The sequence below is a fragment of the Wenzhouxiangella indolica genome (assembly GCF_042310355.1).
GTDB lineage: Bacteria > Pseudomonadota > Gammaproteobacteria > Xanthomonadales > Wenzhouxiangellaceae > Wenzhouxiangella.
Genome location: NZ_JBHJMR010000002.1, coordinates 271,231 through 297,906, shown reverse-complemented (window position 1 = coordinate 297,906; position 26,676 = coordinate 271,231). Strand labels below are relative to the sequence as shown.

The following is a 26,676-nucleotide window of genomic DNA, read 5'->3' as shown; positions in this document are numbered from 1 at the left end:
GCCCCTGTCCGTGTCGATCACGGCTGCGAGCGACAGGGCTCAGGCCGCCTGCGCGGACTTCTGCTCCTGGTTCTCGATCACGCGGCTATCATCGCCGCTGCCGATCTCGATCTTGCGCGGCTTCATCCGTTCCGGCAACTCGCGCTGCAGCTCGATGTGCAGCAGACCGTTTTCCAGATCGGCGCCCACCACCTTGACGTGGTCGGCCAGCTGGAAACGCCGCTCGAAGGAACGATTGGCGATCCCGCGATAGAGAAACTCGCGCTCGCCGTCCTTGTCCTCGGCGGAATCGGACTTGCTGCCGGAGACGGTCAGCGTGTTCTGCTCGGACACGATATCGAGTTCGTCGCGGCTGAAGCCGGCCACCGCCATGGTAATGCGGTAGTTGTCCTCGCCGAGCGACTCGATGTTGTAGGGCGGATAGCCGTTGCTGTCGACGCGCTGCGCGTTCGAAAGCATGTCGGCCATGCGGTCGAAGCCGATAGCCGTGCGGTACAGGGGTGAAAGATCGAATGTGGTCATAACCGTATCCTCCTAGTGAAGCAATCGGTGTGTTTCGGTTGTTTGCCCGCCTGTCTCAGGCCGGGCTCGGTGAGATCCCTTGCGGCGATCTCGTCAATAGAAATAGGTATCAGCGGGGGCGGTTTCAAGGGGAAGCGAAGGCGACTTGCGCGGGCCTAGTGTACCCCGTAGTCGACGGCGACCACCTCGAGGAGCCGATCGCCGGTGGGCGTGTGCACGCTCACCTCCTCGCCCACCGCCTTGCCCAGCAGCGCACGGGCGACGGGGGAATCGACCGAGATCCAGCCCCGCCCGGCGTCGGTCTCGTCGGCGCCCACGATGCGGTAGCGCACTTCGCTGCCGTCGTCCTCGGCCAGGGTCACGGTGGCTCCGAAGAACACCTTGCCCGGGTTGTCGCTGCGCGGCGGCACCGGCCTGACTTCGTCGAGGCGCTTTCGCAGGTAGCGAACGCGCCGATCGATTTCCCTGAGCTGTTTCTTGCGGTAGATGTACTCGGCGTTCTCCGAGCGATCGCCCTCGGCCGCCGCGGCCGTCAGCGCCCGGGTGACCTTCGGGCGCTTTTTCTCCCACAGGTACTTGAGCTCGTCCTGAAGCTGTCGGTGGCCGTCCGGCGTGATGTAGGGGCTGTATGCCAGGACTAGAGCCCTCCGCGCGTGAGCTTGACCGGGTCGAGCAGGGCCTCGAGCTCTTCGCGCGAGAGATCGGTCATCTCGGCGGCCACATCGAGAATGGGGCGGCCTTCGGCATAGGCCTTCTTGGCCGCCGCCGCACCCTTTTCGTAGCCGATGACGGGATTGAGGGCCGTCACCAGGATGGGATTGCGCGACAGCGCCTCGTCGAGATTGTCCTCGCGCACCTTGAAGCTGGCGATCGCCCGGTCGGCGAGCAGGCGCGAGGCATTGCCGAGAATATCGAGACTGTCGAGCAGGCTGGCGGCGACCACCGGCAGCATGACGTTGAGCTGGAAATTGCCCGACTGACCGGCCACGGTGATGGTGCTGTCGTTGCCGATCACGCGAGCGGCCACCATGCAGACCGCTTCGGGGATCACCGGGTTGACCTTGCCCGGCATGATCGAGCTGCCCGGCTGCAGGGCCTCGAGCTCGATCTCGCCCAGGCCGGCGAGCGGACCGGAGTTCATCCAGCGCAGATCGTTGGCCATCTTCATCAGGGCCACGGCCAGTGTCTTGAGCTGGCCCGAAAGCTCCACCGCGGCATCCTGGCTGGCAATGCCCTCGAACTTGTTGTCGGCCGAGGCGAACTCGAAACCCGTGGCCCTGGCCAGACGCGCGGCGAAGCGCTGACCGAATTCCTCGTGCGCATTGATGCCGGTGCCCACGGCCGTACCGCCCTGGGGCAGGTAGCGCATGCGCGAGAGCGCGTCGCGAATGCGCTGTTCGGCGCTGGCGATCTGTGCGGCCCAGGTTTCGAGCTCCTGACCGAGGGTGACCGGCATGGCGTCCATCAGGTGCGTGCGACCGGTCTTTGCCACCCCGGCCAGGGCCTGCGAGCGCTTGCGCAAGGTCGTGTGCAGATGGTGCAGGGACGGCAGCAGGTGCTCGGCCGCCATCAGGCAGGCGCTCACCTGGATGGCCGTGGGGATCACGTCGTTGGAACTCTGGCCCATGTTGACGTGGTCGTTGGGATGCACGTCCGACTGGCCGTCGGCAGCGGCGAGGTGGGCGATCACCTCGTTGGCGTTCATGTTCGAACTCGTTCCCGAGCCGGTCTGATAGACGTCGACGGGAAAATGATCGTCCACTTCGTTGCCCGCCACCCTGGCAGCCGCCCGGACAATCGCCCGCGCACGGTCGGCATCGAGCAGTTCAAGCTCCTCGTTGGCCTTTGCGCAGGCCGCCTTGATCAGGCCCAGGGCACGAATGAACGGCGCCGGCATGCGCTGCCCGCTGATCGGGAAATTGTTGACGGCGCGCTGGGTTTGCGCACCCCAGAGGGCATCGGCGGGCACTTGCAACTCGCCCATGCTGTCTTTTTCGATACGGTATTCGCTCATGACTTCGGGTCCAGTTTGCTGCGATGCTAATCCGTCAATTATAACCGCCTGCCGCATCCCTTCCGCTGCCGTCGGGCGTCCAACATGAGATACTTCGCGCCATGTTCAAAAAGCTGATCGCTTTGCTGCGCATCGTCGCGGCCAGCCTGCTGCTGGCGGCCAATTCCGTGGTCCATATCCTTCCCCTGCTGGTCGTCGCGCTGGTCAAGCTTGTCTTGCGCTTCGCGCCAGTCACCCGCGGCTGCAATCACATCCTGTCGGCGCTTGCGGCGAGCTGGATCGGCTTCAATTCCTGGTTGTTCGACCACCTGACATCGACACGGGTCAACGTCGACGGCCTGCCCGACGCGGACATGCGCAGCCAGGTGCTGTTGATCTGCAACCACCAGAGCTGGGTCGATATCCCGGTGCTGCAGAAACTGTTCAACCGCCGCCTGCCCCTGCTGCGCTTCTTTCTCAAGAGCCAGCTGATCTGGGTGCCGCTGCTGGGGCTGGCCTGGTGGGCGCTCGACTTCCCTTTCATGAAGCGCTACTCCCGCGCCCAGATCGAACGCCGCCCGGAACTGGCCGGGCGCGATATCACCGCCACCCGCCGCGCCTGCCGCAAATTCCGACACATGCCGGTGGCCATCGTCAACTTCGTCGAGGGCACGCGCTTCACGCCGGACAAGCACGCCGCGCAGGGCTCGCCCTACCAGCGCTTGCTCAAGCCGCGCGCCGGCGGCACGGCCTTCACGCTCGATGCCATGGGCGATGCGCTCGACACCCTGGTCGACGTGACCATCGCCTATCCCGACGGGCGGCCCAGCCTGGCCGACCTGTTCGCCAACCGCGTGCGCGAGATCCGGGTCCGCGTCCGGACCCTGCCCATCCCCGCCGACCTGCGCGGCGGCGACTATCAGGCGGACCCGGAATTCCGGCGGCGATTCCAGGAGTGGATCAACCAGCTGTGGCTGGAAAAAGACGCTTGCCTGCAAGAGCTGGAGGCGCCATAAACGGCGCGCCCGAGCAGACGGAGTCCTTGCGCGGCATCCGGGCATGTGAGCACAATGCCCACTGCCCCCAAAGAGAACCTGCCATGTCCAAGCTCGCCCTGATCGCGGTCCCGGCACTGCTACTCGCTTCCGCCGTCCAGGCCCAGTCCTCGCCGGCAGCCTGGCACGAGTACATCGATGAAAGCGCCGCCGCGCTTCAGCAGCAGGTGGTCGACTGGCGGCGGCATTTTCACACCCACCCCGAACTTTCGAACCGGGAGTTCGCCACGGCCGAGACCGTCGCCGATTTCCTGCGTTCGCTGGACATGGAGGTGACCACCGGCATGGCCCACACCAGCGTGGTGGGCGTGCTTCGCGGCGGCCGCCCCGGCCCCGTCGTCGGGCTGCGCGCCGACATGGACGCCCTGCCCGTTCCCTCCCGCGCCGGCCTGCCCTACTCGCCGGACGTGACCAGCGAGTACCTGGGCGAGGAGGTACCCGTCTCCCACGCCTGCGGCCACGACTCGCACATGGCGATGCTCATGGGGGTGGCGCAGATGCTGGCCGAGCGTCGCGATGAACTGCCCGGCACCGTCAAGTTCATCTTCCAGCCGGCCGAGGAAGGCACGCCGCCCGGTGAGGACGGCGGCGCCGAAATGATGGTCGCCGAGGGCGTGCTCACCGATCCGAACGTCGACGTGATCTTCGGCCAGCACATCTGGGCGCCCGCGCCCGCCGGCCAGATCGGCTACCGCCCGGCCGGCACCATGGCCGCCTCCGATCAGTTCAACATCACCGTCCAGGGCAGCCAGACCCACGGCTCGACGCCCTGGACCGGCGTTGACCCGATCACCACCGCCGCGCAGATCATCCTCGGGCTCAACACCGTGGTCAGCCGCCAGACCGAGCTGACCAAGGCGGCCGCCGTGATTTCAGTCGGAAGGGTCCGGGCCGGGGTGCGCAACAACATCATTCCCGAAGAGGCCGAACTGATCGGCACCATCCGCACGCTCGACCCGGGCATGCGTGACAAGATCCATGCCGACATCACGCGCACGGCCGAGCACATCGCCGCCAGCCAGGGCGCGCAGGTCACCGTCGACATCCAGCGCGGCTACCCGGTGACCTACAACGACCCCGAGCTGACCGAGGCCATGGCGCCCAGCCTGCAAAGAGTCGCCGGCGAGAAGGCCGTGCGCATCGATGCGCTGACCGCCGCCGAGGATTTTTCCTACTTCCAGCGCGAGGTGCCGGGCCTGTACTTCTTCCTCGGTGCCGCGCCCGAGGACATCCCGATCGAAGAAGTCGCGCCGCACCACACGCCCGATTTCAGGATCGAGGAGTCGGCCATGCAAACGGGCGTACGCGCCCTGGCCACGCTGACGCTGGACTACATGTTGAGCCGCGCGGATTAATTAGGCTCTGTTAATATACGCTCGAATTTGACCACGAAGCATCGCAGCCCATGTCTCGCGTCACCATCATCGGATCCGGCTTTGCCGCCCTCACCGCCGTTCGCGAGTTGAGAAAGGCCGATACCGATCTCGGAATCGACCTGGTCTCCCCCCGCGCGGAGCTCGTCTACTACCCGGGAACGATCTGGATTCCCACCGGCAAGCGCCGGCCCGAGGACCTCGTCGTGCCGCTGGGCCGATTCTTCGAGCGCATGCGCGTCGATCATCACCCCACGCGCGCAACCGGGTTGTCCGACGACGGCAGAACGCTGCACACCGAGGCCGGGGACATCGCCAACGAAGGCCTGATCATCGCCTGCGGGGGGCAGTTCCTGGACAAGCTGCCGGGCATCGAGCACAGCTTTCTGCCCTGTGGCGGCCCGCAGGAAATCGCCCGACTGCGCGATCGCCTGCACGCCATGGAGAGCGGCTCACTCGCGTTCGGCTTCGCGGGCAACCCCAGGGAGCCTTCGGCCATGCGCGGCGGGCCGGTGTTCGAGTTCCTGTTTGGGATCGACACCTGGCTGCGCAAGCACCGCGAGCGCGACCGCTTTACCCTGCACTTCTTCAGCCCGGCCGAGAAGCCGGGACAGCGGCTCGGCGGCAAGGCCGTCGACCGCCTGCTCGGCGAAATGCGCAAGCGCTCGATCCGCACCCACCTGGGTCACAAGCCAAAGCGCTTCAGCGAGGACGGGGTGGAAACCGAGTCCGAGTCCTTCCGCGCCGACCTGATCCTGTTCATGCCCGGCATGAGGGGCAACGACTGGTTCGACGACACCGCCCTGCCGCGCTCCGACGGCGGCATGATCCGCGCCGACGAGCATTGCCGGGTCGGGGGCTTCGAACGGGTCTATGTCGCCGGCGATGCCGGGTCGTTTCCCGGTCCGGGCTGGATGCCCAAGCAGGCGCACATGGCCGACCTCCAGGCAGCGGCCGCGGCGAAGAACCTGCTCGCCGAGCGGGCGAACCGGCCGGTCGAGACCACCTTCAAGAGCGAATTGATGTGCATCGTCGACCTCTACGACCGCGGCATTCTCGTCACGCGCAACGAAAGCGGCAACCGCGTGCTGCCGCCGATGCGGCTGATGCACTGGGCCAAGCGCCTGTTCGAGTGGCGCTACCTGCGCCAGTACCGCTGATTGGCGGCATGGCCCACCAGGCCTGAACCAAGGGACAATGGCCGCGGGGGCCGAACCGTGGCAGGCTTGCGACAGACTCCAACCCGGCCAACGCCCATGCTACGAATCGCCCTGATCGCGAGCCTGCTCGCCTGCGCCCCGGCCCTGGCCGACGAGCTGATCGTCGACAAGCGGGAATTCGTTACCGAAGGCTTCGAGACCTTCGCCGGCGAAACCATCCCCGAGGTTCGCGTCGGCTGGGAAGCCTACGGTGAACTCAACGAGGCGCGCGACAACGTCATCCTCGTCACCCACTTCTTCTCGGGCAGCTCGCACGCAGCCGGCCGCTACCACTCGGACGACCCGGATCCCGGCTACTGGGATGCCATCATCGGCCCCGGCAAGGCCATCGACACCGAGCGCTTCTACGTCATCAGCGTCGATACCCTGGCCAACGCCAACGTCCACGACGAACACGTGATCACCACCGGCCCTGCAAGCATCAACCCCGATACCGGTAAGCCCTGGGGGCTCGACTTCCCCGTCGTGACGATCCGGGATTTCGTCGAGGTCCAGCGCCTGCTGCTCGACTCGCTCGGCATCGATCGCCTGCATACCGTCATTGGTGCCTCGATGGGCTCCTTCCAGGCCCTGGAATGGGCGGTCACCTACCCCGAGCGCGTCGAGCGCATGGTCTCGGTGATCGGCGCCGGACGCATGGGCGCATGGGAAGTCGCGCTGCTGGAGACCTGGGCGCGCCCCATTCGTCTCGATGCCAACTGGCGCGGCGGCGACTACTACGATCACGAGCGTCCGCTCGAAGGGCTGACCAACAGCCTGATGCTGATCACCCTCAACGCGCTCAACCCGGCCTTTTTCGAGATGCAGTTCCCGCAGCACGACAATCTGCCGGAAGCAGCGCTTGCCGACATCGACGGCGGCTTCGCCGTCACCGACTGGCTAGAACAGCGAGCAAAGCAGCGCGCCCTGGTCTCCGACGCCAACCACATTCTCTACCTCGCGCGCGCCAGCCAGCTCTTCGTGGCCGGCCACGACAGCGACCTGTCGGGCGCGCTGGAACGCGTTCAGGCCCGCTCCCTGTTCCTGCCGGCCGCCGGCGACCTGCTGCTGCGCCCGGCGCTGGCCGAGCAAGCCCATCGCAGGCTGCTCGAGCATGACAAGTCGTCGACGCTCATGACGCTCGACGGTCCGATGGGACACCTCGACGGCATCGCCGGAATCGACGCGCGCGCCGAAGAACTCCGGGCCTTCCTCGAAGATTGATCCCACGCGCGGCCTGTGTCACGCATTTCGCTTTTCGGCACGGATCATGCTTGACCCAAGGCATGGATAGCGAGAACTCGTTCTTTTTCCGCCTGCGCAAACGCACTCACCTGGTGGTTGGCGGGTTCGCCCTGCTCATGCTGGCGGCGTTCCCGTTTCTGCCACCGCAGGTCGCCGCCCTGTTCAACGTGGCCCTGGTGGTACTGGCCAACCTGCTCGGCTTCTGGCGCTGGGGGCTGCTGGCCACCGCCTGGACCATCATCATCACCTGGTTGATGGACAGCCTGTTCTGGCAAGTCGGCTTCGATCCATCGGTCTACATTGCCGGCGGCTTGTTCAATCTCGGCATGACCCTGATTTTCGGCACCACGCTCGCGGTGAAGAACCGACAATCGATCACCGACCGCCTGACCGGCCTGTTCAACGACGGCTACTTTCGCAGCGCCCTGAGCTGGGAAGTGGACCGGGCCAATCGCTACGGTCGCCCACTCGCCCTGGTCATGATCGATCTAGACAGTTTCAAGCCGCTCAACGACCGCTACGGCCATCCCGCCGGTGACCACGTTCTGCGCGAGTTTGCACGCCTGATCCAGCTCACCCGCCGCGACTGCGACCTGGCGGCCCGCTATGGCGGTGACGAATTTGCGCTCATCCTGCCCGAAACGGACATCGGCGGCGCTCGCTGCCTGATGCAGCGACTGCGCGAGCGCATCGAGGCGGCGCCGTGGCAATTCGACGGCCATCCGGTTGAAGTGACAGCAAGCATGGGCGCCGCAGCGCTTCGCACGGGCCAGACCGACGGTCAGATCCTGCGCGAAGCCGACCGGGCCCTGTACGCCGACAAGCAGCGTCGCAAAAACACGGATGCCTCCAGGTCCGGCTGAATCGGACCCCGGCAGACCGCCATGCCTGCGGTATCATTGCCGTTTGCCTTGAACCAGCACCGAGACCCGATGGAAACCCATGCCCTGACCGCCCTGTCGCCGCTCGACGGCCGCTACGCCGGCAAGCTTGCCGGGCTGCGTTCGATTGCCTCCGAAGCCGGCCTGATCCGACAGCGCGTTCGGGTGGAGGTCGCCTGGTTCCAGGCCCTGGCCGACTGCGAGGACTTCACTGCCCTGCCCGCGCTCTCCGGCGGCGATCGCAAGTATCTCGACCGCCTGGTGGCCGAGTTTTCCGACCAGGACGCGGCTGCTGTCAAGGCCATCGAGAAAACCACGAACCACGACGTCAAGGCGGTCGAGTACTGGCTCAAGGAACGCCTGGCCGAGCACGAATCGCTCGAGCCTTACACCGAGTTCATCCATTTCGCCTGCACCTCCGAAGACATCAACAACCTGGCCTGGGCGCTGATCATCCGCCACGCCGTGGTCGAGCAGCTCGATCCGCTGCTGGCCCGGCTCGACGACCGCCTCGCCGGCATGGCCCGGGACACCGCGGAGCTGCCGATGCTCTCGCGCACCCACGGCCAGACCGCCTCGCCCACCACCCTGGGCAAGGAAATCGCCAACGTCGTGTTCCGGCTGCGCCGCCAGCGCCGATTGCTGGACCAGGTCGAAATCAACGGCAAGATCAACGGCGCGGTGGGCAATTTCAACGCCCACAGGGTCGCCTGCCCCAACGTCGACTGGCCGGCGCTGGCGCGCGACTTCGTCGAGGACCTGGGGCTGGTCTGGAACCCCTACACCACCCAGATCGAGCCTCACGACATGATCGCCGAGGTCGCGCATGCGCTGATGCGCGTCAACACGGTGCTGCTCGATTTCGCGCGCGACGCCTGGGGCTATGTATCGCTGGGCTATTTCCGGCAGAAACTGGTCGAAGGCGAAGTCGGCTCCTCGACCATGCCGCACAAGGTCAACCCGATCGACTTCGAAAACGGCGAGGGCAACCTGGGGCTGGCCAACGCCCTGCTCGGCCATCTCGCCGGCAAACTGCCCATCTCCCGGTTCCAGCGCGACCTGACCGATTCGACCGTGCAGCGTTCGCTCGGCTCGGCGTTCGGCTACTGCGCACTGGCCTGGCAGTCGATTCTCAGGGGGCTCGATCGCATCGCGGCCAACGAGGAACGCCTGGCCGAGGACCTCGAACGCGCCTGGGAAGTGCTGGCCGAAGCCGTTCAGACCGTCATGCGCCTGCACGGCGTGCCCGAACCCTACGAGAAGCTCAAGAGCCTCACCCGCGGGCGTGGCATCGACCGCGAGCGCCTGCGCACGTTCATCGAGAATCTCGACATTCCGCAAGCCGATCGCGACCGCCTGCTCGAGCTCACGCCGTCGACCTACATCGGCAATGCCGCGGAAATGGCCCGCGATATCGATCGCTTCGTATAGGTTCACGGGGCAATATCGACACATTCGGCCCAATCAAATGCCCGCCGCCGTTATAATCATCCGTCTTTGACCGGGACGCGACCCGAGCCGCGCTTGCAATGACCGATTTCCTTCAGGAGCAGTACCGGAACTCCCCACTTTCCGGCGGCAATGCCGACTACGTCGAAGCCTTCTACGAGGCCTGGCTGGATGACCCGCAGTCGGTTCCCGAACACTGGCAGCAACTTTTCGGTGAACTGGCCGAATCGGTCGACACCGAGACCCGCCATCGTCAGATCGAGGCCCACTTCCAGGCCCTGGCCGCGAACGGCCACTACAGCGCCGCGACGGCCGCCGAGGACTTCAAGCAGGCCGGCGTCCTGCGCCTGATCAACGCCTACCGCGTCCGCGGCCACCAGCGGGCGGAACTCGACCCGCTCGGCATCAGCGAACGACCCAAGGTGCCCGACCTCGAACTGGGCTTCCACAGCCTCAGCGAGGCCGACCTGGAAACCAGTTTCCACACCGGTTCCCTGGCCGGCCCGGACCACCTGCCGCTGAAGGATATCGTCGAAACCTGCCGCGAAACCTACTGCGGCAGCATCGGTATCGAGTACATGCACATCACCGATACCAACCAGCGTCGCTGGTTGCAGCAGCGCCTGGAAGGCACGCGCGGCCATTACACGCCCGAAACCGAGGAACGCCGGCGCCTGCTCGACAAGCTGAGCGCGGCCGAGGGCATGGAGAAATACCTGCACTCGAAGTACGTGGGCCAGAAGCGCTTCTCGCTCGAAGGCGGCGAGAGCATGATTCCGCTGCTCGATACCCTGATTCGCCACACCGGCAGTCAGGGCGTGCGCGAAATGGTCATCGGCATGGCCCACCGCGGCCGGCTCAACGTGCTGGTCAACATCCTCGGCAAGAGCCCCGGTGACCTGTTCGCCGAATTCGAGGGCAAGATTTCCCGCGACGACCCCAGCCGCACCGGGGACGTCAAGTACCACATGGGTTTCAGCTCGGACGTACCCACCCCGGGCGGCCCGATGCACCTGGCCCTGGCCTTCAATCCCTCGCACCTGGAAATCGTCAATCCGGTCGTGGCCGGCTCGGCCCGCGCCCGCCAGGCTCGTCTACGCGACGACCGGCGCGAACAGGTGCTGCCTGTGCTGATCCACGGTGACGCGGCCATCGCCGGCCAGGGCGTCAACATGGAACTGCTCAACATGTCCCAGGCGCGCGGTTTCGCCGTCGGGGGCACGTACCATGTGGTGGTCAACAACCAGATCGGCTTCACCACGTCCAACCCGCTCGACGCGCGCTCGACGCTTTATTGCACCGAAGTGGCCAAGATGGTCCAGGCGCCGATCCTGCACGTCAACGGCGACGATCCCGAAGCCGTACTGTTCGCCACCCGCGTCCTGGCCGACTTCCGGCGCGAATTCAAGAAGGACGTGGTGCTCGACCTGGTCTGCTATCGCCGCCTCGGCCACAACGAAGCCGACGAACCGGCGGCGACGCAGCCGCGCATGTACGATGTCATCCGAAAGCTCGACACCGTGCGCAAGCAGTACGCCGACCGGCTCATCGGCGAGCGACTGGTCGACGAGAAAACCATCGAAAAGGCCAACAAGGATTACCGCGACAAGCTCGACGCCGGCGAACCGGTCGTCGACCTGCTGAGCGAGGACGAGGCGGTCGAGACGGTCGACTGGGACCCCTATCTGGAAGGCGAATGGCGCGAGTCGGTGCAGACCGGCGTCGACGCGGCGACCATCCGCGAGCTGTCCGAGCGAATGACCACCCTGCCCGAGGGCTTCGAACTGCACAAGCAGGTCCAGCGCATCGTCGACTCGCGCAAGCAGATGGCAACCGGCGAGAGCCCGATGGACTGGGGCTTTGCCGAAACGATGGCCTACGCCACGCTCGTCGACGCCGGTCACGGGCTGCGCATGGTGGGACAGGATTCCGGCCGCGGCACCTTCTTCCATCGTCACGCCGTACTGCACAACCAGGCCGACGGCTCCTCGATGCTGCCGCTGCAGCAGCTGCACGAGGACCCGCGCCGGGTCACGGTCATCGATTCCCTGCTGTCGGAAGAAGCCGTTCTCGGCTTCGAGTACGGCTTCGCCACGGCCGAGCCCTCGACCCTGACCATCTGGGAGGCGCAGTTCGGCGACTTCGTCAACGGCGCCCAGGTCGTCATCGACCAGTTCATCGCCTCGGGCGAAGCCAAGTGGGGCCGCCTGTGCGGCCTCGTGATGTTCCTGCCGCACGGCTACGAGGGCCAGGGCCCCGAGCACTCCTCCGCGCGGCTCGAACGTTTCATGCAGCTTTGTTCCGGCGCCAACATCCAGGTCTGCGTGCCGACCTTGCCGTCGCAGATGTTCCACATGATGCGTCGCCAGATGCTGCGCCGCTTCCGCAAGCCGCTGATCGTGATGACACCCAAGTCGCTGCTGCGGCACAAGGCGGCGACCTCCTCGCTCGATGATCTCGAGAACGGTCACTTCCAGTTGGTCATCGACGATCCCGCCGGCCCCGATCCGAAGAAGGTCGAGCGCGTGGTCTTCTGCGCCGGCAAGGTCTACTTCGACCTGGCCAAACAGCAGCAGGAAGACGAAATCGGCAATGTCGCGCTGGTGCGCGTCGAGCAGCTCTACCCGTTCCCGCGTGAGGAGGTTCAGGAAATCATCGCGCGCTACGACCAGGCCACCGAGGTGGTGTGGTGCCAGGAAGAACCCATGAACCAGGGTGCCTGGTTCCAGATTCGGCATCACCTTCAGGCCTGCGTCCGCGACGGCCAGGAACTCGGCTACGTCGGTCGCCACGGTTCGGCCTCGCCGGCCGTCGGCTACTATCAGGTCCACCTCGAACAACAAAAGCGCCTGGTCGGCGAGGCGCTGACAACAGGCAAATTCACGGAGTAAGTCACCCATGAGCGTTGAAGTCAAAGTCCCCAACCTGCCCGAATCCGTTTCGGACGCCACGGTCGCCAAGTGGCACAAGAAGCCCGGCGACGCGGTCGAGCGCGACGAGAACCTGGTCGACCTGGAAACCGACAAGGTCGTGCTTGAAGTTCCGGCACCGGCCGACGGCGTGCTCGAGGACATCAGCGCCGAGGAAGGCGAAACCGTCACCGAGGGACAGCTGCTCGGGAAGATGAAGGAAGGCGAAGCGCCGAGCAAGTCCGAAGGCGACGAGTCGGAGGACGAAGACAAAGCCGAAAACGACTCCGGTAAGTCTGACCAAAAGGACTCCGGAGACGACAAATCCGGGAAGAAGTCCGACACGAAGCAGGAAAGCAAGTCCGGATCATCCGGGAGTTCCGGCAAGGACCTGCCGCCGTCGGCCCGGCGCATGGTCGCCGAGAACGACCTCGACGCGAGCCAGATCGAAGGCAGCGGTCGAGGCGGCCGAGTGACCAAGGGCGACGTGATGAGCCACATGGCCGGCGGCGCCACCGGGCCGCGGCCGGAAGAGCGCGTGAAGATGTCGCGGCTTCGCTCGCGCATCGCCGAGCGCATGAAGGAAGCCCAGAACACCGCCGCCATCCTGACCTCCTTCAACGAAGTCGACCTCAAGGCGGTCATGGACATCCGCAGCCGCTACAAGGAAGACTTCCAGAAGCGCCACGACGTCAAGCTCGGTTTCATGTCCTTCTTCGTCAAGGCCGCCTGCGAGGCGCTTCAGAAGCATCCGGTGGTCAACGCCTCGGTCGACGGCGACGAAATCATCTACCACGGTTACCAGGACGTCGGCATTGCCGTTTCCACCGACCGCGGCCTGCTCGTGCCGGTCATCCGCGACGCGCATCGCATGGGCCTGGCCGAGATCGAGCAGAGCATCGCCGAATACGCCGAGAAGGCGCGCAAGGGCTCAATCCAGCTCGAGGACCTGCAGGGCGGCACCTTCACCATCACCAACGGCGGCGTGTTCGGCTCGCTGCTGTCGACACCGCTGCTCAACATGCCGCAGTCGGCGATCCTGGGCATGCACACCATCAAGGAACGCCCGGTGGCGATCGACGGCGAGATCGTCGTGCGCCCGATGATGTATATCGCCCTGAGCTACGACCACCGCATCATCGACGGCAAGGACGCCGTCCAGTTCCTGGTGGCCCTGAAGGAAGCCCTCGAAGACCCGGCCCGCATGCTGCTGGGACTGTGAATTGGCAAGGGATCGGAGATAAGGGACCAGGGACTAGGGACCAGGGACCAGGGACTAGCGAAATCGAAGATCGGAGCCAACTGGTCCCTAGTCCCTAGTCCCTAGTCCCTAGACAAAACCGACTACAAGCTCAAAGGAAAAGAAATGTCCGACAAGGAATTCGACGTAATCGTGATCGGCGGCGGCCCCGGCGGGTACGTGGCCGCCATCCGCGCCGCGCAGCTGGACCTGAAGGTCATGCTGGTCGACGACCGGCAGAACGACGAGGGCAAGCCCGCGCCCGGCGGCACCTGCCTGAACATCGGCTGCATTCCGTCCAAGGCCCTGCTCGACTCGTCCAAGCACTTCGCCCACGTACGCGACGACTACGCCGAGCACGGCATTCAGGTTGAAAACGTCAGCATCGACGTCGGCAAGATGATCGAGCGCAAGGATGCCGTGGTCAAGCAGCTCACCGGGGGTGTCAATCAGCTGCTCAAGGCCAACAAGATCGAGTTCGTCAACGGCCGCGGCAAGCTGCTCGCCGACCGCGAAGTCGAACTGAAGCCCCACGAGGGTGATGCCTACACCGCCAGGGGCAAGCACGTCATCCTGGCCGCCGGTTCGGTGTCGTTCTCCATTCCCAACGTCGAGATCGACAACGAGACCATCGTCGACAACATCGGCGCGCTCGAGTTTTCCGAGGTGCCCGAGCGTCTCGGCGTGATCGGCGCCGGCGTGATCGGCCTGGAAATGGGCAGTGTCTGGTCGCGCCTGGGCAGCGAAGTGATGCTGTTCGAAGCCCTCGACGAGTTCCTCCCGGCGATCGACAAGGACATGTCGCGGGCGGCCGCGCGCGAGTTCAAGAAACAGGGCCTCGACATCCGCCTGGGCACCAAGGTTTCCGGCGCCGAAGTCTCCGACGGCAAGGTCACCGTGACCTACGAAGGCAAGGACGGCGAGGCGAGCGAAACCTTCGACAAGCTGCTCGTCGCCGTCGGCCGCAAGGCCGCCACGGACAGCCTGCTGGCCGAAGACTCCGGGGTGAAGATGACCGACCGCGGCCAGATCGAAGTCGACGATCATTGCCGCACCGCGGCCGAGAACGTCTGGGCGGTCGGCGACCTGGTTCGCGGCCCCATGCTGGCGCACAAGGCTTCCGAGGAAGGCATCGCGGTGGTCGAAACGATCGCCGGCGGTCACGGTCACTTCGGCCACGACACCGTGCCCTGGGTGATCTATACCGACCCGGAAATCGCCTGGGTGGGCAAGACCGAAAAGCAGTTGAAGGAAGAAGGCGTGGAATTCCGCGCGGGCAATTTCCCGTTCGCCGCCAGCGGTCGCGGCCTGACCATGGGGCACGCACCGGGGTCGGTCAAGGTGCTCGCCGACGCCGAAACCGACCGGGTTCTGGGCGTTCAGATCGTCGGCCCCTCGGCCTCGGAGCTGATCGCCGAGTGCGTGGTGACGATGGAGTTCGCCGGCGCCAGCGAAGACCTCGCCCGCATCATCCACGCCCACCCGACCCTGTCGGAAGCCGTCCACGAAGCCGCCCTGGCAGTGGACAAGCGGGCGATTCACAAGGCGAATTGAGGGACTAGGGACTAGGGACTAGGGACCAGTCGGCGCCGAGCTTCTACCTAGTCCCTGGTCCCTAGTCCCTGGTCCCTGCCCCTCGTCCCTTCAAACAAGAGCGTAGCCGATGAGTCAGAGTACCCCCGACACCTTCCGCGCCTTCCGCATCAACGACGACGAGAACGGCTACCGGGCCGGGCTGGTCGAGCAGTCGATCGACGAGCAGGCGCAAGGTGATGTCGTCGTCAAGGTCGCCTATTCCAGCGTCAACTTCAAGGACGCCCTGGCGGGCACCGGCAAGGGCAAGATCCTGCGCTCGTTTCCGCTCAACGGCGGCATCGATGCCGCCGGCACGGTGGTTGCATCCGAAAGCGCCGATTTTCGCGAAGGCGATGAGGTGCTCATCACCGGCAGCGGTCTGTCGGAAACCCGCGACGGCGGCTACAGCGAATACCTGCGGGCGCCTTCGGAATGGCTGGTGCCGCTGCCCGGGGGCCTGAGCCTGCGCGAGGCCATGATCCTGGGCACGGCCGGATTCACCGCCGCACTTGGCCTGTGGCGCATGGAAGCCAACGGGCAAACCCCCGACATGGGCGCCATCGCCGTCACCGGTGCGTCCGGCGGTGTCGGCTCCCTGGCCGTCGACATCTACAGCCGGGCAGGCTACGACGTCAGCGCCATCTCGGGCAAGGAAGACGAGTTCGAGTGGCTGCACGAGCTCGGCGCAAGCCAGTGCATATCCCGCCATGACCTCTACTGGCCCGAATCCCCGCTGGCCTCGGCCCGCTTCGCCGGCGCACTCGACAACGTCGGTGGCGATACCCTCTCCGGCCTGACGCGCGTGATCAAGCCCTGGGGCAATATCGCCTCCTGCGGCATGGCCGGCGGCATCGGACTGAACACGACCGTCATGCCCTTCATCATTCGCGGCATCGGTCTTCTGGGCATCAATTCGGCCGGCTGCCCTTACGCCATCCGCAGCGAGATCTGGCGGCGACTGGCAGACGACTGGCGCCCCCGTCATCTCGATCGCATTGCCGCTCCGGAAATCGACCTCGACGGGCTGCCGGACGCCTTCGAGCAACTCCTCGGCGGAGGCGGCCGGGGCCGAATCGTGGTGCGCGTCACAGGGTCTGAAGAATGACTTCCGCGGGGGACCGCCGACGCCAGTTTCGGGTATGATGGTGCGGATTCGAGCTTGAGCAACAAAACAGTCAAGAAGGGATTTCCATGGCCAAGATTCTGATCGTAGACGACTCCGAGACCCACCTGTACTCGCTCCAGAAGATCGTCGAGGGGGGCGGGCACGAAGTCATCACCGCCTCCAGCGGCGAAGAAGGCGTCGAGCAGGCCAAGGGGCACGTTCCCGACGTCATCCTGATGGATATCGTGATGCCCGGTCTCAACGGCTTCCAGGCCACGCGCCGCATTGCCAAGGATGACGCGACTTCCAGTATTCCGATCATCTTCGTGACCACGAAGGATCAGGAAACCGACCGGATCTGGGGCATGCGCCAGGGTGCGGCCGCCTACATCACCAAGCCTGTCGACAAGAAGGAACTGCTGAAGGCCATCGACAGCGCGCTGGGCGCCTGAACGTGACGGCAACCGTCGGAGACGAGGTGCCCGAGGCGACTCTGACGGTCATGACACCAGAGGGGCCCGCGGGCCAGTCCACGAGCACCCTGCTGGGCGCCGGAACCAGCGTCCTGTTCGCGGTCCCCGGCGCCTTCACGCCGACCTGCTCGGCCCGGCACCTGCCCGGCTTTGTCGAACGCGCGCCGGAAATCCGCTCCGCGGGCGCCGACCGCATCGTCTGCATGGCGGTCAATGACGTGTTCGTCATGGACGCCTGGGGCAAGTCCGCCGGCGTGGGTCAGTCCGTCGTGATGGCGGCCGACGGCAACGGCGAGTTCACGCGCGCGCTCGGCCTGGAGATGGATGCCAGCAATTTCGGCATGGGCCAGCGCTGTCAGCGATTCGCCATGATCATCACCGACGGGGTGATCCGCCACCTGATGGTCGAGGGACCCGGGGAATTCCGCGTATCCAGTGCCGACAGCGTTCTCGACAAGCTAGCCTGACCCGCCGCCGGGGTAGCGCACAGGATTGACGCCCTGCGGCTCGATCCATCCGAGCTGGAAACCGACCCAGAGCAGAATGACCAGTCCGAGAGACAGGCCGACACGCCAGCTCAGGCGCTTGACCGTGCGTTCACCTTCCCCTGAATCCGTAACCAGAAAATAGAAGCTCGAAGCCAGGGTATAGAGGATCACGAGGAACCCGCCGATGATCAGGACTTTGCTGAGCAAGGAAATACTCCGGGGAGAATGTGCCATCAATTATAATGCCGCCCCGTCATGAGCAGGTCTTCATCTCTTCTTGTTCGCTGGTTGCCGCACATCGCCGCGGTTCTGGTGATCCTGATGTGCGCCCGCCTGGCGGCATGGCAGTTCGACCGTGCCGACGAGAAAAGGGACCTGCTGGCGAACTGGGAGCAGGCCGCACCCGCCGCCCTTGACGAGGCTGACCGACAGGACAGGCTCTACGCACGAACTCGCGCCAGCGGCCGCTTCGATCCGGACCGGCACGTGCTGCTCGACAACCAGGTTCGCGGCGGGCGGGTCGGCGTGCACGTGTTCACCCCGTTCCGGCCCGACGGCATGGACCGAACCTGGCTGGTCAACCGCGGCTGGCATCCGCTGGCTTCGCGCCAGGCCGCGCTGCCCGAAATCGACACGCCGGATGAGGCCCTGACGATTTCCGGCCGCCTGGCGGATCCGCCGAGGGTCGGCAGGCAGCTGGGCGAGGCCGGCGCGCTTGACGCCGAACAATGGCCCAACCTGGTCACCTACCTGGACCTGGATCGAGTCGAGACGGCGCTCGGCGACGAGCTGGCAGCGCAAGTCATTCTGCTCGACCCCGGCCACGCCGCGCACCTGAGCGGGGACGAATGGCAGCCGGTCAACTTCGGACCCGATCGCCATCTCGCCTACGCGTGGCAATGGATCACGATGGCGGTCGTGGTCTTTCTCATCTGGGTCGCCTTGACCTGGCGCAGCCTCCACAAAACTGAACAGCCTTCCCGAGGATCATGAATAAATCCACCCTTTTCGCCGTCCTGGCGCTTTTTCTCGCCCCCGTGGTCATCGCGGTCTTGCTCAACAGCCAGTGGCTCGACTGGCGGCCGGGCAGCACCCGCAACCACGGCGAGCTGCTCGAGCCGGCCGTTCGCCTTCCCGATTCCAGCTGGGAGACACTCTCGGGCGAGACCGTCTCGCGCGACGCGCTCGAAGGCCAATGGCAACTGCTGCACTACCGGTCGAGCGGCTGCGACGAGGCCTGCCTCGAGGACCTCTACTGGCTGCGCCAGATCCGGCTGGCGCAGGATCGCCACCAGCCCGAGATCGCGCTGATGTTCGTGACCCCCGGGGAAGTGGATTCCAGGGCCGTCGAGCAGATCCGCGAACTGGCCGACGACTACCGGATCTTCAGCGAACAGGCGGGGCACTCGCTCGCGACCGCGCTTCCGGATTCCGGGCTGGAGGCAATCAGCTACATCGTTGACCCCGGTGGGCATATAATATTGCGCTACCCGCAGGACGCGGACTTCAACGGCATGCGGCGCGATCTCTCGCGCCTGCTCACCTGGACGAAGACCGGGCCCGAGTAGCCCGCGCAAGCCTGTACCATCCACCTTTCCCGACGAGCGCACATGACGGCAGCGACTGCATCAATCTGGCAGCGAACGCAGTTCTTTCTCGGCCTGTGCAAACTTCGGGTCGTCGCGCTGATCGTGTTCACGGCGATCGTCGGCATGGCCCTGGCCGTGCCCGGCATGATCCCGCTCGACGCGCTGGTCTGGGGCACCCTGGGCATCGGCATGGCGGCGGCGTCCGCGGCCGCCATCAATCACCTGCTCGACGAGCGCGCCGACCGCATCATGGCGCGCACCCGCAATCGCCCGCTGCCGACCCGGCAGCTCAATCGCCGCCAGGCCCTGATCTTCGCGCTCGCGCTGGCGCTGGTTTCGATGCTGATCCTGACCCTGCTGGTCAATCCCCTGACCGCGGCCCTCACCTTCGCCAGCCTGATCGGTTATGCCGTGATCTACACCGCCTGGCTCAAGCGCGCAACGCCGCAGAACATCGTCATCGGCGGCGCGGCCGGGGCCGCGCCCCCGGTGCTCGGCTGGGTGGCCGTCACCGGCGAGATCCACGCGCACGCCCTGATCCTGTTTTTGATCATCTTCGTCTGGACCCCGCCGCATTTCTGGGCGCTGGCCATTCACCGGCGCGAGGACTACGCCGCCGCCGACGTGCCCATGCTGCCGGTCACCCACGGCGTGGCCTTCACGCGCTGGCAGATCCTGTTCTATACCATCATTCTGGCGCTCGTGACGCTGCTGCCCTGGCTGACGGGCATGAGCGGTCTGGCCTACCTGGTCGGCGCCGTGATTCTCAATATCGGCTTTCTCGGCTACGCGATTGCGATCATGCGCTCGAGCGACGAGCAACTGCCGATGAGCATGTTCAACTACTCGGTGGTCTACCTGATGGCGCTGTTCGCCTTTCTGTTGATCGACCACTACCTCTTCAAGACTTCCGCGCAAGGACTGCTTCTGCAATGACCGACAACCGGAACGCCACCTCGCCGCTGCACCGCTTCGAATCACACGACGATTTCGTCGCGCGCCATATCGGTCCCGACGCGAACGAGATCCGGCAAATGCTCGACACCGTCGGCAGCGACTCGCTCGAGTCCCTGGTCCTCGAGACCATGCCCGGCAGCATTCGCAGCGATCGACCGCTGGACCTGCCCGCCGGCGACAACGAGGAGCGGGTGCTCGAGCAGATTCGCGAGATGGCCGACCACAATTCGACCGCGCACGCCATGATCGGCCTGGGCTACCACCCCACCCTGACGCCGCCGGTCATCCTGCGCAACGTGCTCGAGAATCCCGGCTGGTACACCGCCTACACGCCCTACCAGGCCGAGATCTCCCAGGGCCGCCTGGAAGGCATGCTCAACTTCCAGCAGATGATCATGGACCTCACCGGCATGGAGTTGGCCAATGCGTCGCTGCTGGACGAGGCAACGGCAGCCGCCGAAGCCATGGCCATGCTCAAGCGGGTCAACCGCAAGAACAAGAGCGACGTCTTCCTGGTCGACGCCAACTGCCTGCCGCAGACCATCGACGTGGTCATCAATCGCGGACGGCACCTGGGCATCGACGTGCAGGTGCGCGACAACCTGACCGCGGCCCTGGCCGATACCGACTGTTTCGGTGCCCTGGTCCAGTATCCCGGTGCCAACGGCGTGATCGAGCCGCTCGACGAACTGATTGAAACGGCTCACGCACGCGGCGCGCAGGTGGCGGTCGCCACCGACCCGATGGCGCTCGTCATGCTCGAGTCACCCGGCAAGGCCGGCGCCGACGCGGTCGTCGGCAGCGCCCAGCGCTTCGGCGTTCCCATGGCCTACGGCGGCCCGCACGCCGCCTTCTTCGCCACGCGCGAGGACTACCGGCGCAGCGTGCCGGGCCGCATCATCGGCGTGTCGAAAGACCGCCACGGCAACCCCAGCCTGCGCATGGCCCTCCAGACACGCGAGCAGCACATCCGCCGCGAGAAGGCCATGAGCAACATCTGCACGGCGCAGGCCCTGCTGGCGGTCATGGCCGGCTTCTATGCCGTCTGGCACGGCCCCGACGGCCTCAGGAAGATCGCCCGCCGCATCCACCGCCAGGCCTGCATCCTCGGCCGCGGCATCGTCGATGCCGGCTTCGAACTCGAAAGCGAGCATTTCTTCGACACCCTGTCGGTGCGCGTCGAGGAACCCGAACGCCAGGCGCTGCTGCACCGTGCCCACCAGGCCGGCATCAACCTGCGCGCCGACCGCGACGGATTCGTCGGGATCTCCGTCAACGAGCAGACGCGTCGCCGGCACCTGTCGAGCCTGCTGGGTATCTTCCGCGGCAACAAGGCCGACGACATCGCCACCCTCGACCAGGCGCTCGACGACGACTTCCAGGCGATCCCCGACGCGCTTCGCCGCCGCTCACCCTTCCTCGAGCACGAGGTCTTCAGCCGCTACCATTCCGAGACGGAAATGCTGCGCTACCTCAAGCGCCTGGAAAACCGCGACCTGAGCCTGGCGCACGCCATGATCCCGCTCGGTTCCTGCACCATGAAGCTCAACGCCACCGCCGAGATGATCCCGATCACCTGGACGGAGTTCGCCGAGCTGCATCCCTTCTGCCCCTGGGACCAGGCGCGCGGCTACCACCAGCTCATCGGCGAACTCGAGGGCATGCTGCGCGAGATCACCGGCTTTGCCGCCGTCTCATTGCAGCCCAATGCCGGCAGCCAGGGCGAATACGCCGGCCTGCTGGCGATCAAGGGCTGGCACGAGCACAACGGCGATCGGGAACGAAACGTCTGCCTGATACCTTCGTCGGCCCACGGCACCAATCCCGCCAGCGCGCAGATGACCGGCATGGACATCGTGGTGGTCAAGTGTGACCGCCAGGGCAATATCGATCTCGATGACCTCGCCTACAAGATCGAGGTGCACAAGGATCGCCTGGCCGCCCTGATGATCACCTACCCCTCCACGCACGGCGTGTTCGAGGAAGACGTCGTCAACATCTGCGAGCAGGTGCGCGCCGCCGGCGGCCTGGTCTACCTCGACGGCGCCAATCTCAACGCCCTGGTCGGCTGGTCGCGCGTCGCGCAGTACGCCGACGTCTGCCACCTCAACCTGCACAAGACCTTCTGCATTCCGCACGGCGGCGGCGGGCCCGGGATCGGTCCGATCGGCGTGCGCGAGCACCTGATCCCGTTCCTGCCCGGCCACGGCAGCGGCCTGCTCGGACCCGAGTTCGGCGCCAACCCGCCGATCGCCGCCGCACCCTGGGGCAGCGCCGGCATCCTGCCGATCCCGTGGGTCTATATTCGCCTGATGGGCGGCAACGGCCTGACGCGCGCGACCGAAGTGGCGATCCTCAACGCCAACTACATCGCCAAGCGCCTGGAAGGCCACTACGACATCCTCTACACCGGCCGCAACGGACGCATCGCGCACGAGTGCATCATCGACCTGCGCCCGTTCAAGGACAGCGCCGGCATCACCGAGGAAGACGTGGCCAAGCGCATGATCGACTACGGCTTCCACGCACCGACCATGTCCTGGCCGGTGCCCGGCACGCTGATGATCGAACCGACCGAAAGCGAATCCAGGGCCGAGCTGGATCGATTCATCCAGACCATGATCGCGATCCGGCGCGAGATCGAGCGCGTCGCCGGCGGTGAATGGGACGCCGAGGACAACCCGCTCAAGAACGCGCCCCACACCATCCAGGAGCTGGCCAGCGACGACTGGCCCCACGCCTACAGCCGCCAGGACGCCGGCTGGCCGGTCAAGGAACTGCGACTGGGCAAGTTCTTTGCCCCGGTGGGCCGCGTCGACAACGTCTTCGGCGACCGCAACCTGATCTGCTCCTGCCCGCCGATGGAAGACTGGCTGGAGGCGGGGTGAGGCGAGTTGCGGCCTGCTGATTGCGGCCGATTGCCTGCTTCAGTTCGACGCGGTGGCGAGGCCCTCAGCAGGCAATCGGCCGCAATCAGCAGGCGGGGCGAATTATAAGGTTGGAAGAACCAATAGAGCGTTTGTCCCGGTCGGGTGATATCCGCTGAAGGCCTCGCCACCGCGTCGAACTGAAGCGGATATCGCCCGGCCGGGGCAAACGCGGCCCCGACCGGGCGACTGATTATTTCACCTTCACCGGCGGTTCCGGGCGCTCGGGGAAACGCGGGGGATCGGCCTCGATCTGCTTCATCACCTCGTCGATGGCCCGTTCGAGCTGCGGGTCCTCGCCGGCGATGACGCTGGCCGGATCGTTCTCGACCTCGATGTCGGGCGCCACGCCCTCGCCCTCGATCACCCACTCGCCGTTGACGTCGAGGAAGCCGAACTCGGGCACGTTGACCGAACCGCCGTCGATGACCGGCCCGTGACTGGTAATACCGATCACGCCGCCCCAGGACTGCTTGCCGATCAGGGGACCCAGGCCGGCGTTGCGGAACTGCCACGGGAAGATATCGCCGTCGGAGGCCGAGTTCTCGTCCAGGATGGCCGCCATGTGGCCGTTGAAGGCCTCGTTCGGGTAGGTCGACACGTTTTCCCGGGTGCGCGAGTAGCCCAGGGCCAGCGGCTTGCGCGAAAGCCGCTCGATCAACATCTGCGAGACGTTGCCGCCGCCGTTGGAGCGCACGTCGATGACCAGGCCGTCCTTGCGGATCTGACCGTAGAACCACTTGATGAACTCGCGGATGCCGTCCGGCCCCATGTCCGGCACGTGCAGGTAACCCACGCGCCCATCGGTCGCCTCGGTGACGCGGCGATGGTTGTCCAGCACCCAGGCCAGGTAGAAGAGCTTGCTTTCGCCGTCGACCGGATCGACCAGCACTTCGCGCGTCTCGCCGCCGGAAGCGCGCGAGGAGACGGTCAGCGCCAGCGCCTGGTCGGCGGGCAGGGTCAGGCGGCGGTAGATGTTGTCGTCGGCGGTCAAAGCCTGGCCGTTGATCGCCAGGATGTAGTCACCTTCGGAGACATCCAGCCCCGCTTGGGTCAGCGGCGAGCGATAGCGCGGCTCGTCGTTCTGGCCTTCCAGGATCCGGGCAATTCGATAGCGACCGTTGTCAATCTCGAAGCGCGCCCCGAGCAGGGCGACGGACGGGCGATCCGGCAGGCCCTCGTCGCCGCCGGAAATATAGGCGTGCGAGACATTGAGCTCGGCGATCATCTCGCCGATGACGTAGTTGAGATCGCTGCGGTGGGCGACGTGCTCGAGCAGCGGACGATAGCGCTCGCGCAGGGCCTCCCAGTCGTAGCCGTGCATGTTGGCCACGTAGAAGTGGTCACGGAATCGCCGCCAGACCTCGTCGAAAATCGTCGCCCACTCAGCCACCGGATCGACGCGCGCCTGCATCCCGGAGGTCGAGACGTCCTCGCTCTCGCCGCCTTCCTTGGCGATCGGGTAGACCTTCCAGCTGCTGCCGCTTCGAATCAGCACCTGCTGCCCGTCGAGGCTGGTATCGGCCGAGGCGATGTCGGTGGCGAAGTCCGCGACCTTCTCGTCCTCGAACTTGAACAGCTTCAACCGCGGCGGCACGGCCGGCGAGCGCCCGTAGTAGAAGGCGTCGCGTTCGCCGAACAGGATGCCGTTCTCGGCCACGCTCAGCGCCATGTAGTTGCCGGCTTCGACCGGCACGCGAACGATGCGCGCCGACAGCCCATCGAAGTCGATGCGGGTTTCGGGGGCGTCGCTGTCTTCTTCGCCGTCATCCCCGTCGCCCGCTGCTTCGTCGCCGCCGGAAATCCCTTGCTCGTCGGCGTCCTCGGGGGCGAAGGGATGCTCGGCCGACGCATCCAGCATGAAGGCGTAGATGCCGGTAGTGCGATTGGTGGCGTAGTTCCACTCGTGGCCGGAGATCTGCGGGGCGAACTCCCGATCGGCCAGGAAGTACAGGAACTTGCCGTCGGGCGAGAAGGCCGGGTTGTACTCGGAGAACAGGCCTTCGCTCAGGCGACGCGTGTCGCCCTCGTCGACCGAGTAGAGGTGCAGGGCCCGCAAGCCCGAATCCTCGCTCAGACTGAACGCCAGCCACTGGCCGTCGGGCGACCAGGTGTAGTCGCGATTGCGCCAGCCATCGTCGCGCGCCACGCGCTCGAGATCACCGCCGTCGGCGGCAACGACGTAGATGATGCCGTCCTTGTCGGCAACGGCGATGTGCTCGCCGTCAGGCGAGAAACGCGGGTCGTAGAATCGCGTCTCGTTGCCCGAGGTCAGCGCCCGCGGCGCTTCGCTGCCGTCGGCGGGAACGATGTAGAGCTCTTCCTCGCCGTCGGCGTCGGAGACGAACACGATATGCTGCCCGTCCGGCGACCAGTCGGCCTCCCGGTCATGGGCGCTAGAGCGGCTGGTGAGATTGCGCGCTACGCCCTCGCCCACCGGCACGTTGAAGAGGTTGCCGCGGGCCTCGAACAGCACGCGCTTGCCGGTCGGGCTCAGGCGCGCCGACTGGATCTGGCCGGACACGTCGACCACCTTCTCTCGCCGGTTGATGCCGTCGTTCGGCACGGTGATCTCGATGCCGGCATCGCTGCCGTCGCGCGTGTCGAACACGCGCAGTCGTCCGCCCAGCTCGTAGACGATGCGACCGGCCGCATCCGCGCTGGCCCAGCGCACGTCGAGCTCGTCGTGGGTCGTGAGCTGCTCGGTCTCGCCGCTGTCGGGGTCGACCCGGTAGAGATTAAGGGTGCCCTCGCGGTCGGAGACGAAATAGCCCTGTCCGTCGATCCACATCGGATCGCGCTCGGTTCGCGCGTGATCGGTGATCTGGCGTGCCTCGTTGGCATCGAGATCGAACAGCCACAGGTCCTGCGCCCAGCCGCCCTCGTAACGTTTCCAGGTGCGGAAATCGCGGAACAGCGGCGAGTAGAACACCTGTTCGCCGTCGTCGGTGAAGGTTCCGGCGCCGGAAACCGGCATCGGCAGCGCCTCCGGCAGACCACCTCGGCGCGGCACGGTGAACAGCTGTGCCGTCGACGATCCCCAGGCATCGCGCTGGGAGCGAAAGAGCACGGACTCGCCGTCCGGCGTCCAGCCGTAGACCTGGTTGTCGTAGCCCCAGCGCGCCGGCAAGGGTCCGTTGGCCGGATACCAGGTCAGCTGTTCCGGCTCGTCGCCTGATGAGGGCATGACGTAGACCTGCTCATCACCACCGTACTGGCCGGTGAAGGCGATCCAGCGCCCGTCGGGCGAGAACTTGGGAAACAGCTCGAGGCCCGGGTGCGCGGTCAGACGCCAGGCCGCGCCGCCGTCGATGGGCGCCGACCACAGGTCGCCGCCGTAGCTGAACACGACGCGTTCGCCGTGCACATCGGGAAAACGCAGCAGCCGGGTGTCGGCCTGCGTCGCGGCGCTGGCCAGCAGCGAGAAGGCGATCAGCGAAGCGCTCAGAAGGGGTTTCCACAAGCTGTCGGGGGTCAATGCAATTCTCCATCCGGATGGCAACAAGCCGATGGTATACCAGGAACGCTTCGCGAGCGCGTGACGAAAGTCATGGCCCCGGGGCCATCGCTGGGCGGCGTGAAATGACCGGATCGTTCATGTATGATTTAGCGCGACGTGAAGCGCGCGCTGTCGTTCACGGTCGGCCGGAGGGAGTGAGATCGGGGGCATTTCGGCACCGACGAGACACTACGGAT

Annotated in this window: 21 protein-coding genes; 16 read left to right on the top strand and 5 right to left on the bottom strand. The window is 65.8% G+C overall.

The window, feature by feature from the left end; genetic code table 11:
- Positions 1 to 39: 39 nt before the first annotated feature.
- From ACDC67_RS04400 to ACDC67_RS04390, 3 genes are all read right to left on the bottom strand, one after another.
- A complete protein-coding gene (locus ACDC67_RS04400; RefSeq protein WP_376690931.1) occupies positions 40 to 522 on the bottom strand; it encodes an Hsp20 family protein in 483 nt (160 codons plus the stop codon).
- 155 nt (positions 523 to 677) lie between these two features.
- Entirely contained in the window at positions 678 to 1,139 is a 462-nt protein-coding gene (greB, locus tag ACDC67_RS04395; RefSeq protein ID WP_376691179.1) for a transcription elongation factor GreB, read from the bottom strand.
- A 20-nt stretch (positions 1,140 to 1,159) separates the two neighbouring features.
- Positions 1,160 to 2,536 carry a class II fumarate hydratase gene (locus ACDC67_RS04390; protein ID WP_376690930.1) on the bottom strand — a complete coding sequence of 459 codons (1,377 nt, stop codon included), beginning with the start codon at positions 2,534 to 2,536 and terminating at the stop codon, positions 1,160 to 1,162.
- 101 nt (positions 2,537 to 2,637) lie between these two features.
- On the opposite strand from ACDC67_RS04390, the gene ACDC67_RS04385 reads away from it, so the two are divergent.
- The 12 genes from ACDC67_RS04385 (at position 2,638) to ACDC67_RS04330 (ending at position 17,486) form a co-directional block, all read left to right on the top strand.
- A complete protein-coding gene (locus tag ACDC67_RS04385; RefSeq protein WP_376690929.1) occupies positions 2,638 to 3,531 on the top strand; it encodes an acyltransferase in 894 nt (297 codons plus the stop codon).
- Positions 3,532 to 3,614: 83 nt separating this feature from the next.
- Positions 3,615 to 4,925, top strand: a complete 1,311-nt coding sequence (locus ACDC67_RS04380) for an amidohydrolase (protein WP_376690928.1) — start codon at positions 3,615 to 3,617, stop codon at positions 4,923 to 4,925.
- Between the two features lie 50 nt (positions 4,926 to 4,975).
- Entirely contained in the window at positions 4,976 to 6,103 is a 1,128-nt protein-coding gene (locus ACDC67_RS04375) for an NAD(P)/FAD-dependent oxidoreductase (RefSeq protein WP_376690927.1), read from the top strand.
- Between the two features lie 96 nt (positions 6,104 to 6,199).
- Positions 6,200 to 7,366, top strand: coding sequence for an E22 family MetX-like putative esterase (locus ACDC67_RS04370; RefSeq protein WP_376690926.1), 1,167 nt, complete (start codon positions 6,200 to 6,202; stop codon positions 7,364 to 7,366).
- A 62-nt stretch (positions 7,367 to 7,428) separates the two neighbouring features.
- Complete coding sequence (locus tag ACDC67_RS04365; protein ID WP_376690924.1) at positions 7,429 to 8,250, top strand: GGDEF domain-containing protein; 822 nt, start codon at positions 7,429 to 7,431, stop codon at positions 8,248 to 8,250.
- Positions 8,251 to 8,319: 69 nt separating this feature from the next.
- A complete protein-coding gene (gene purB / locus ACDC67_RS04360) occupies positions 8,320 to 9,699 on the top strand; it encodes an adenylosuccinate lyase (protein WP_376690922.1) in 1,380 nt (459 codons plus the stop codon).
- Positions 9,700 to 9,797: 98 nt separating this feature from the next.
- A complete protein-coding gene (locus tag ACDC67_RS04355; RefSeq protein WP_376690921.1) occupies positions 9,798 to 12,608 on the top strand; it encodes a 2-oxoglutarate dehydrogenase E1 component in 2,811 nt (936 codons plus the stop codon).
- A 7-nt stretch (positions 12,609 to 12,615) separates the two neighbouring features.
- Positions 12,616 to 13,848 (top strand): 2-oxoglutarate dehydrogenase complex dihydrolipoyllysine-residue succinyltransferase, encoded by a 1,233-nt coding sequence (gene odhB / locus ACDC67_RS04350; RefSeq protein ID WP_376690919.1) that lies wholly within the window; start codon positions 12,616 to 12,618, stop codon positions 13,846 to 13,848.
- A 144-nt stretch (positions 13,849 to 13,992) separates the two neighbouring features.
- Positions 13,993 to 15,420, top strand: coding sequence for a dihydrolipoyl dehydrogenase (gene lpdA, locus ACDC67_RS04345; RefSeq protein ID WP_376690918.1), 1,428 nt, complete (start codon positions 13,993 to 13,995; stop codon positions 15,418 to 15,420).
- Between the two features lie 109 nt (positions 15,421 to 15,529).
- The gene (locus ACDC67_RS04340) at positions 15,530 to 16,546 is read left to right on the top strand and encodes an oxidoreductase (RefSeq protein WP_376690917.1); all 1,017 of its coding nucleotides are present in this window, start codon (positions 15,530 to 15,532) and stop codon (positions 16,544 to 16,546) included.
- 86 nt (positions 16,547 to 16,632) lie between these two features.
- Positions 16,633 to 16,998 carry a response regulator gene (locus ACDC67_RS04335; RefSeq protein WP_376690914.1) on the top strand — a complete coding sequence of 122 codons (366 nt, stop codon included), beginning with the start codon at positions 16,633 to 16,635 and terminating at the stop codon, positions 16,996 to 16,998.
- Positions 16,999 to 17,000: 2 nt separating this feature from the next.
- Complete coding sequence (locus ACDC67_RS04330) at positions 17,001 to 17,486, top strand: peroxiredoxin (RefSeq protein ID WP_376690913.1); 486 nt, start codon at positions 17,001 to 17,003, stop codon at positions 17,484 to 17,486.
- Here the strand turns inward: ACDC67_RS04330 and ACDC67_RS04325 are convergent.
- Entirely contained in the window at positions 17,478 to 17,714 is a 237-nt protein-coding gene (locus ACDC67_RS04325) for a DUF2909 domain-containing protein (protein ID WP_376690912.1), read from the bottom strand. The two genes, ACDC67_RS04330 and ACDC67_RS04325, sit on opposite strands and share 9 nt — an antisense overlap.
- Before the next feature lie 48 nt (positions 17,715 to 17,762).
- Here ACDC67_RS04325 and ACDC67_RS04320 point away from each other — a divergent pair, with 48 nt between their 5' ends.
- Genes ACDC67_RS04320 through gcvP form a run of 4 tightly spaced genes read left to right on the top strand, consistent with a single transcriptional unit; the run spans position 17,763 to position 22,941 of the window.
- Positions 17,763 to 18,500, top strand: a complete 738-nt coding sequence (locus ACDC67_RS04320; protein ID WP_376690911.1) for an SURF1 family protein — start codon at positions 17,763 to 17,765, stop codon at positions 18,498 to 18,500.
- Positions 18,497 to 19,075: an SCO family protein gene (locus ACDC67_RS04315; protein ID WP_376690910.1), complete on the top strand. Its 579-nt coding sequence runs from the start codon at positions 18,497 to 18,499 to the stop codon at positions 19,073 to 19,075. The genes ACDC67_RS04320 and ACDC67_RS04315 overlap by 4 nt, the downstream gene beginning before the upstream one ends.
- A gap of 42 nt (positions 19,076 to 19,117) precedes the next feature.
- Complete coding sequence (gene cyoE, locus ACDC67_RS04310) at positions 19,118 to 20,032, top strand: heme o synthase (RefSeq protein ID WP_376690909.1); 915 nt, start codon at positions 19,118 to 19,120, stop codon at positions 20,030 to 20,032.
- Positions 20,029 to 22,941, top strand: coding sequence for an aminomethyl-transferring glycine dehydrogenase (gene gcvP, locus ACDC67_RS04305; RefSeq protein ID WP_376690907.1), 2,913 nt, complete (start codon positions 20,029 to 20,031; stop codon positions 22,939 to 22,941). The genes cyoE and gcvP overlap by 4 nt, the downstream gene beginning before the upstream one ends.
- Positions 22,942 to 23,173: 232 nt before the next feature.
- Here gcvP and ACDC67_RS04300 read toward each other — a convergent pair whose 3' ends face one another.
- Positions 23,174 to 26,458 carry a S41 family peptidase gene (locus tag ACDC67_RS04300; RefSeq protein WP_376690906.1) on the bottom strand — a complete coding sequence of 1,095 codons (3,285 nt, stop codon included), beginning with the start codon at positions 26,456 to 26,458 and terminating at the stop codon, positions 23,174 to 23,176.
- Positions 26,459 to 26,676 lie beyond the last annotated feature (218 nt).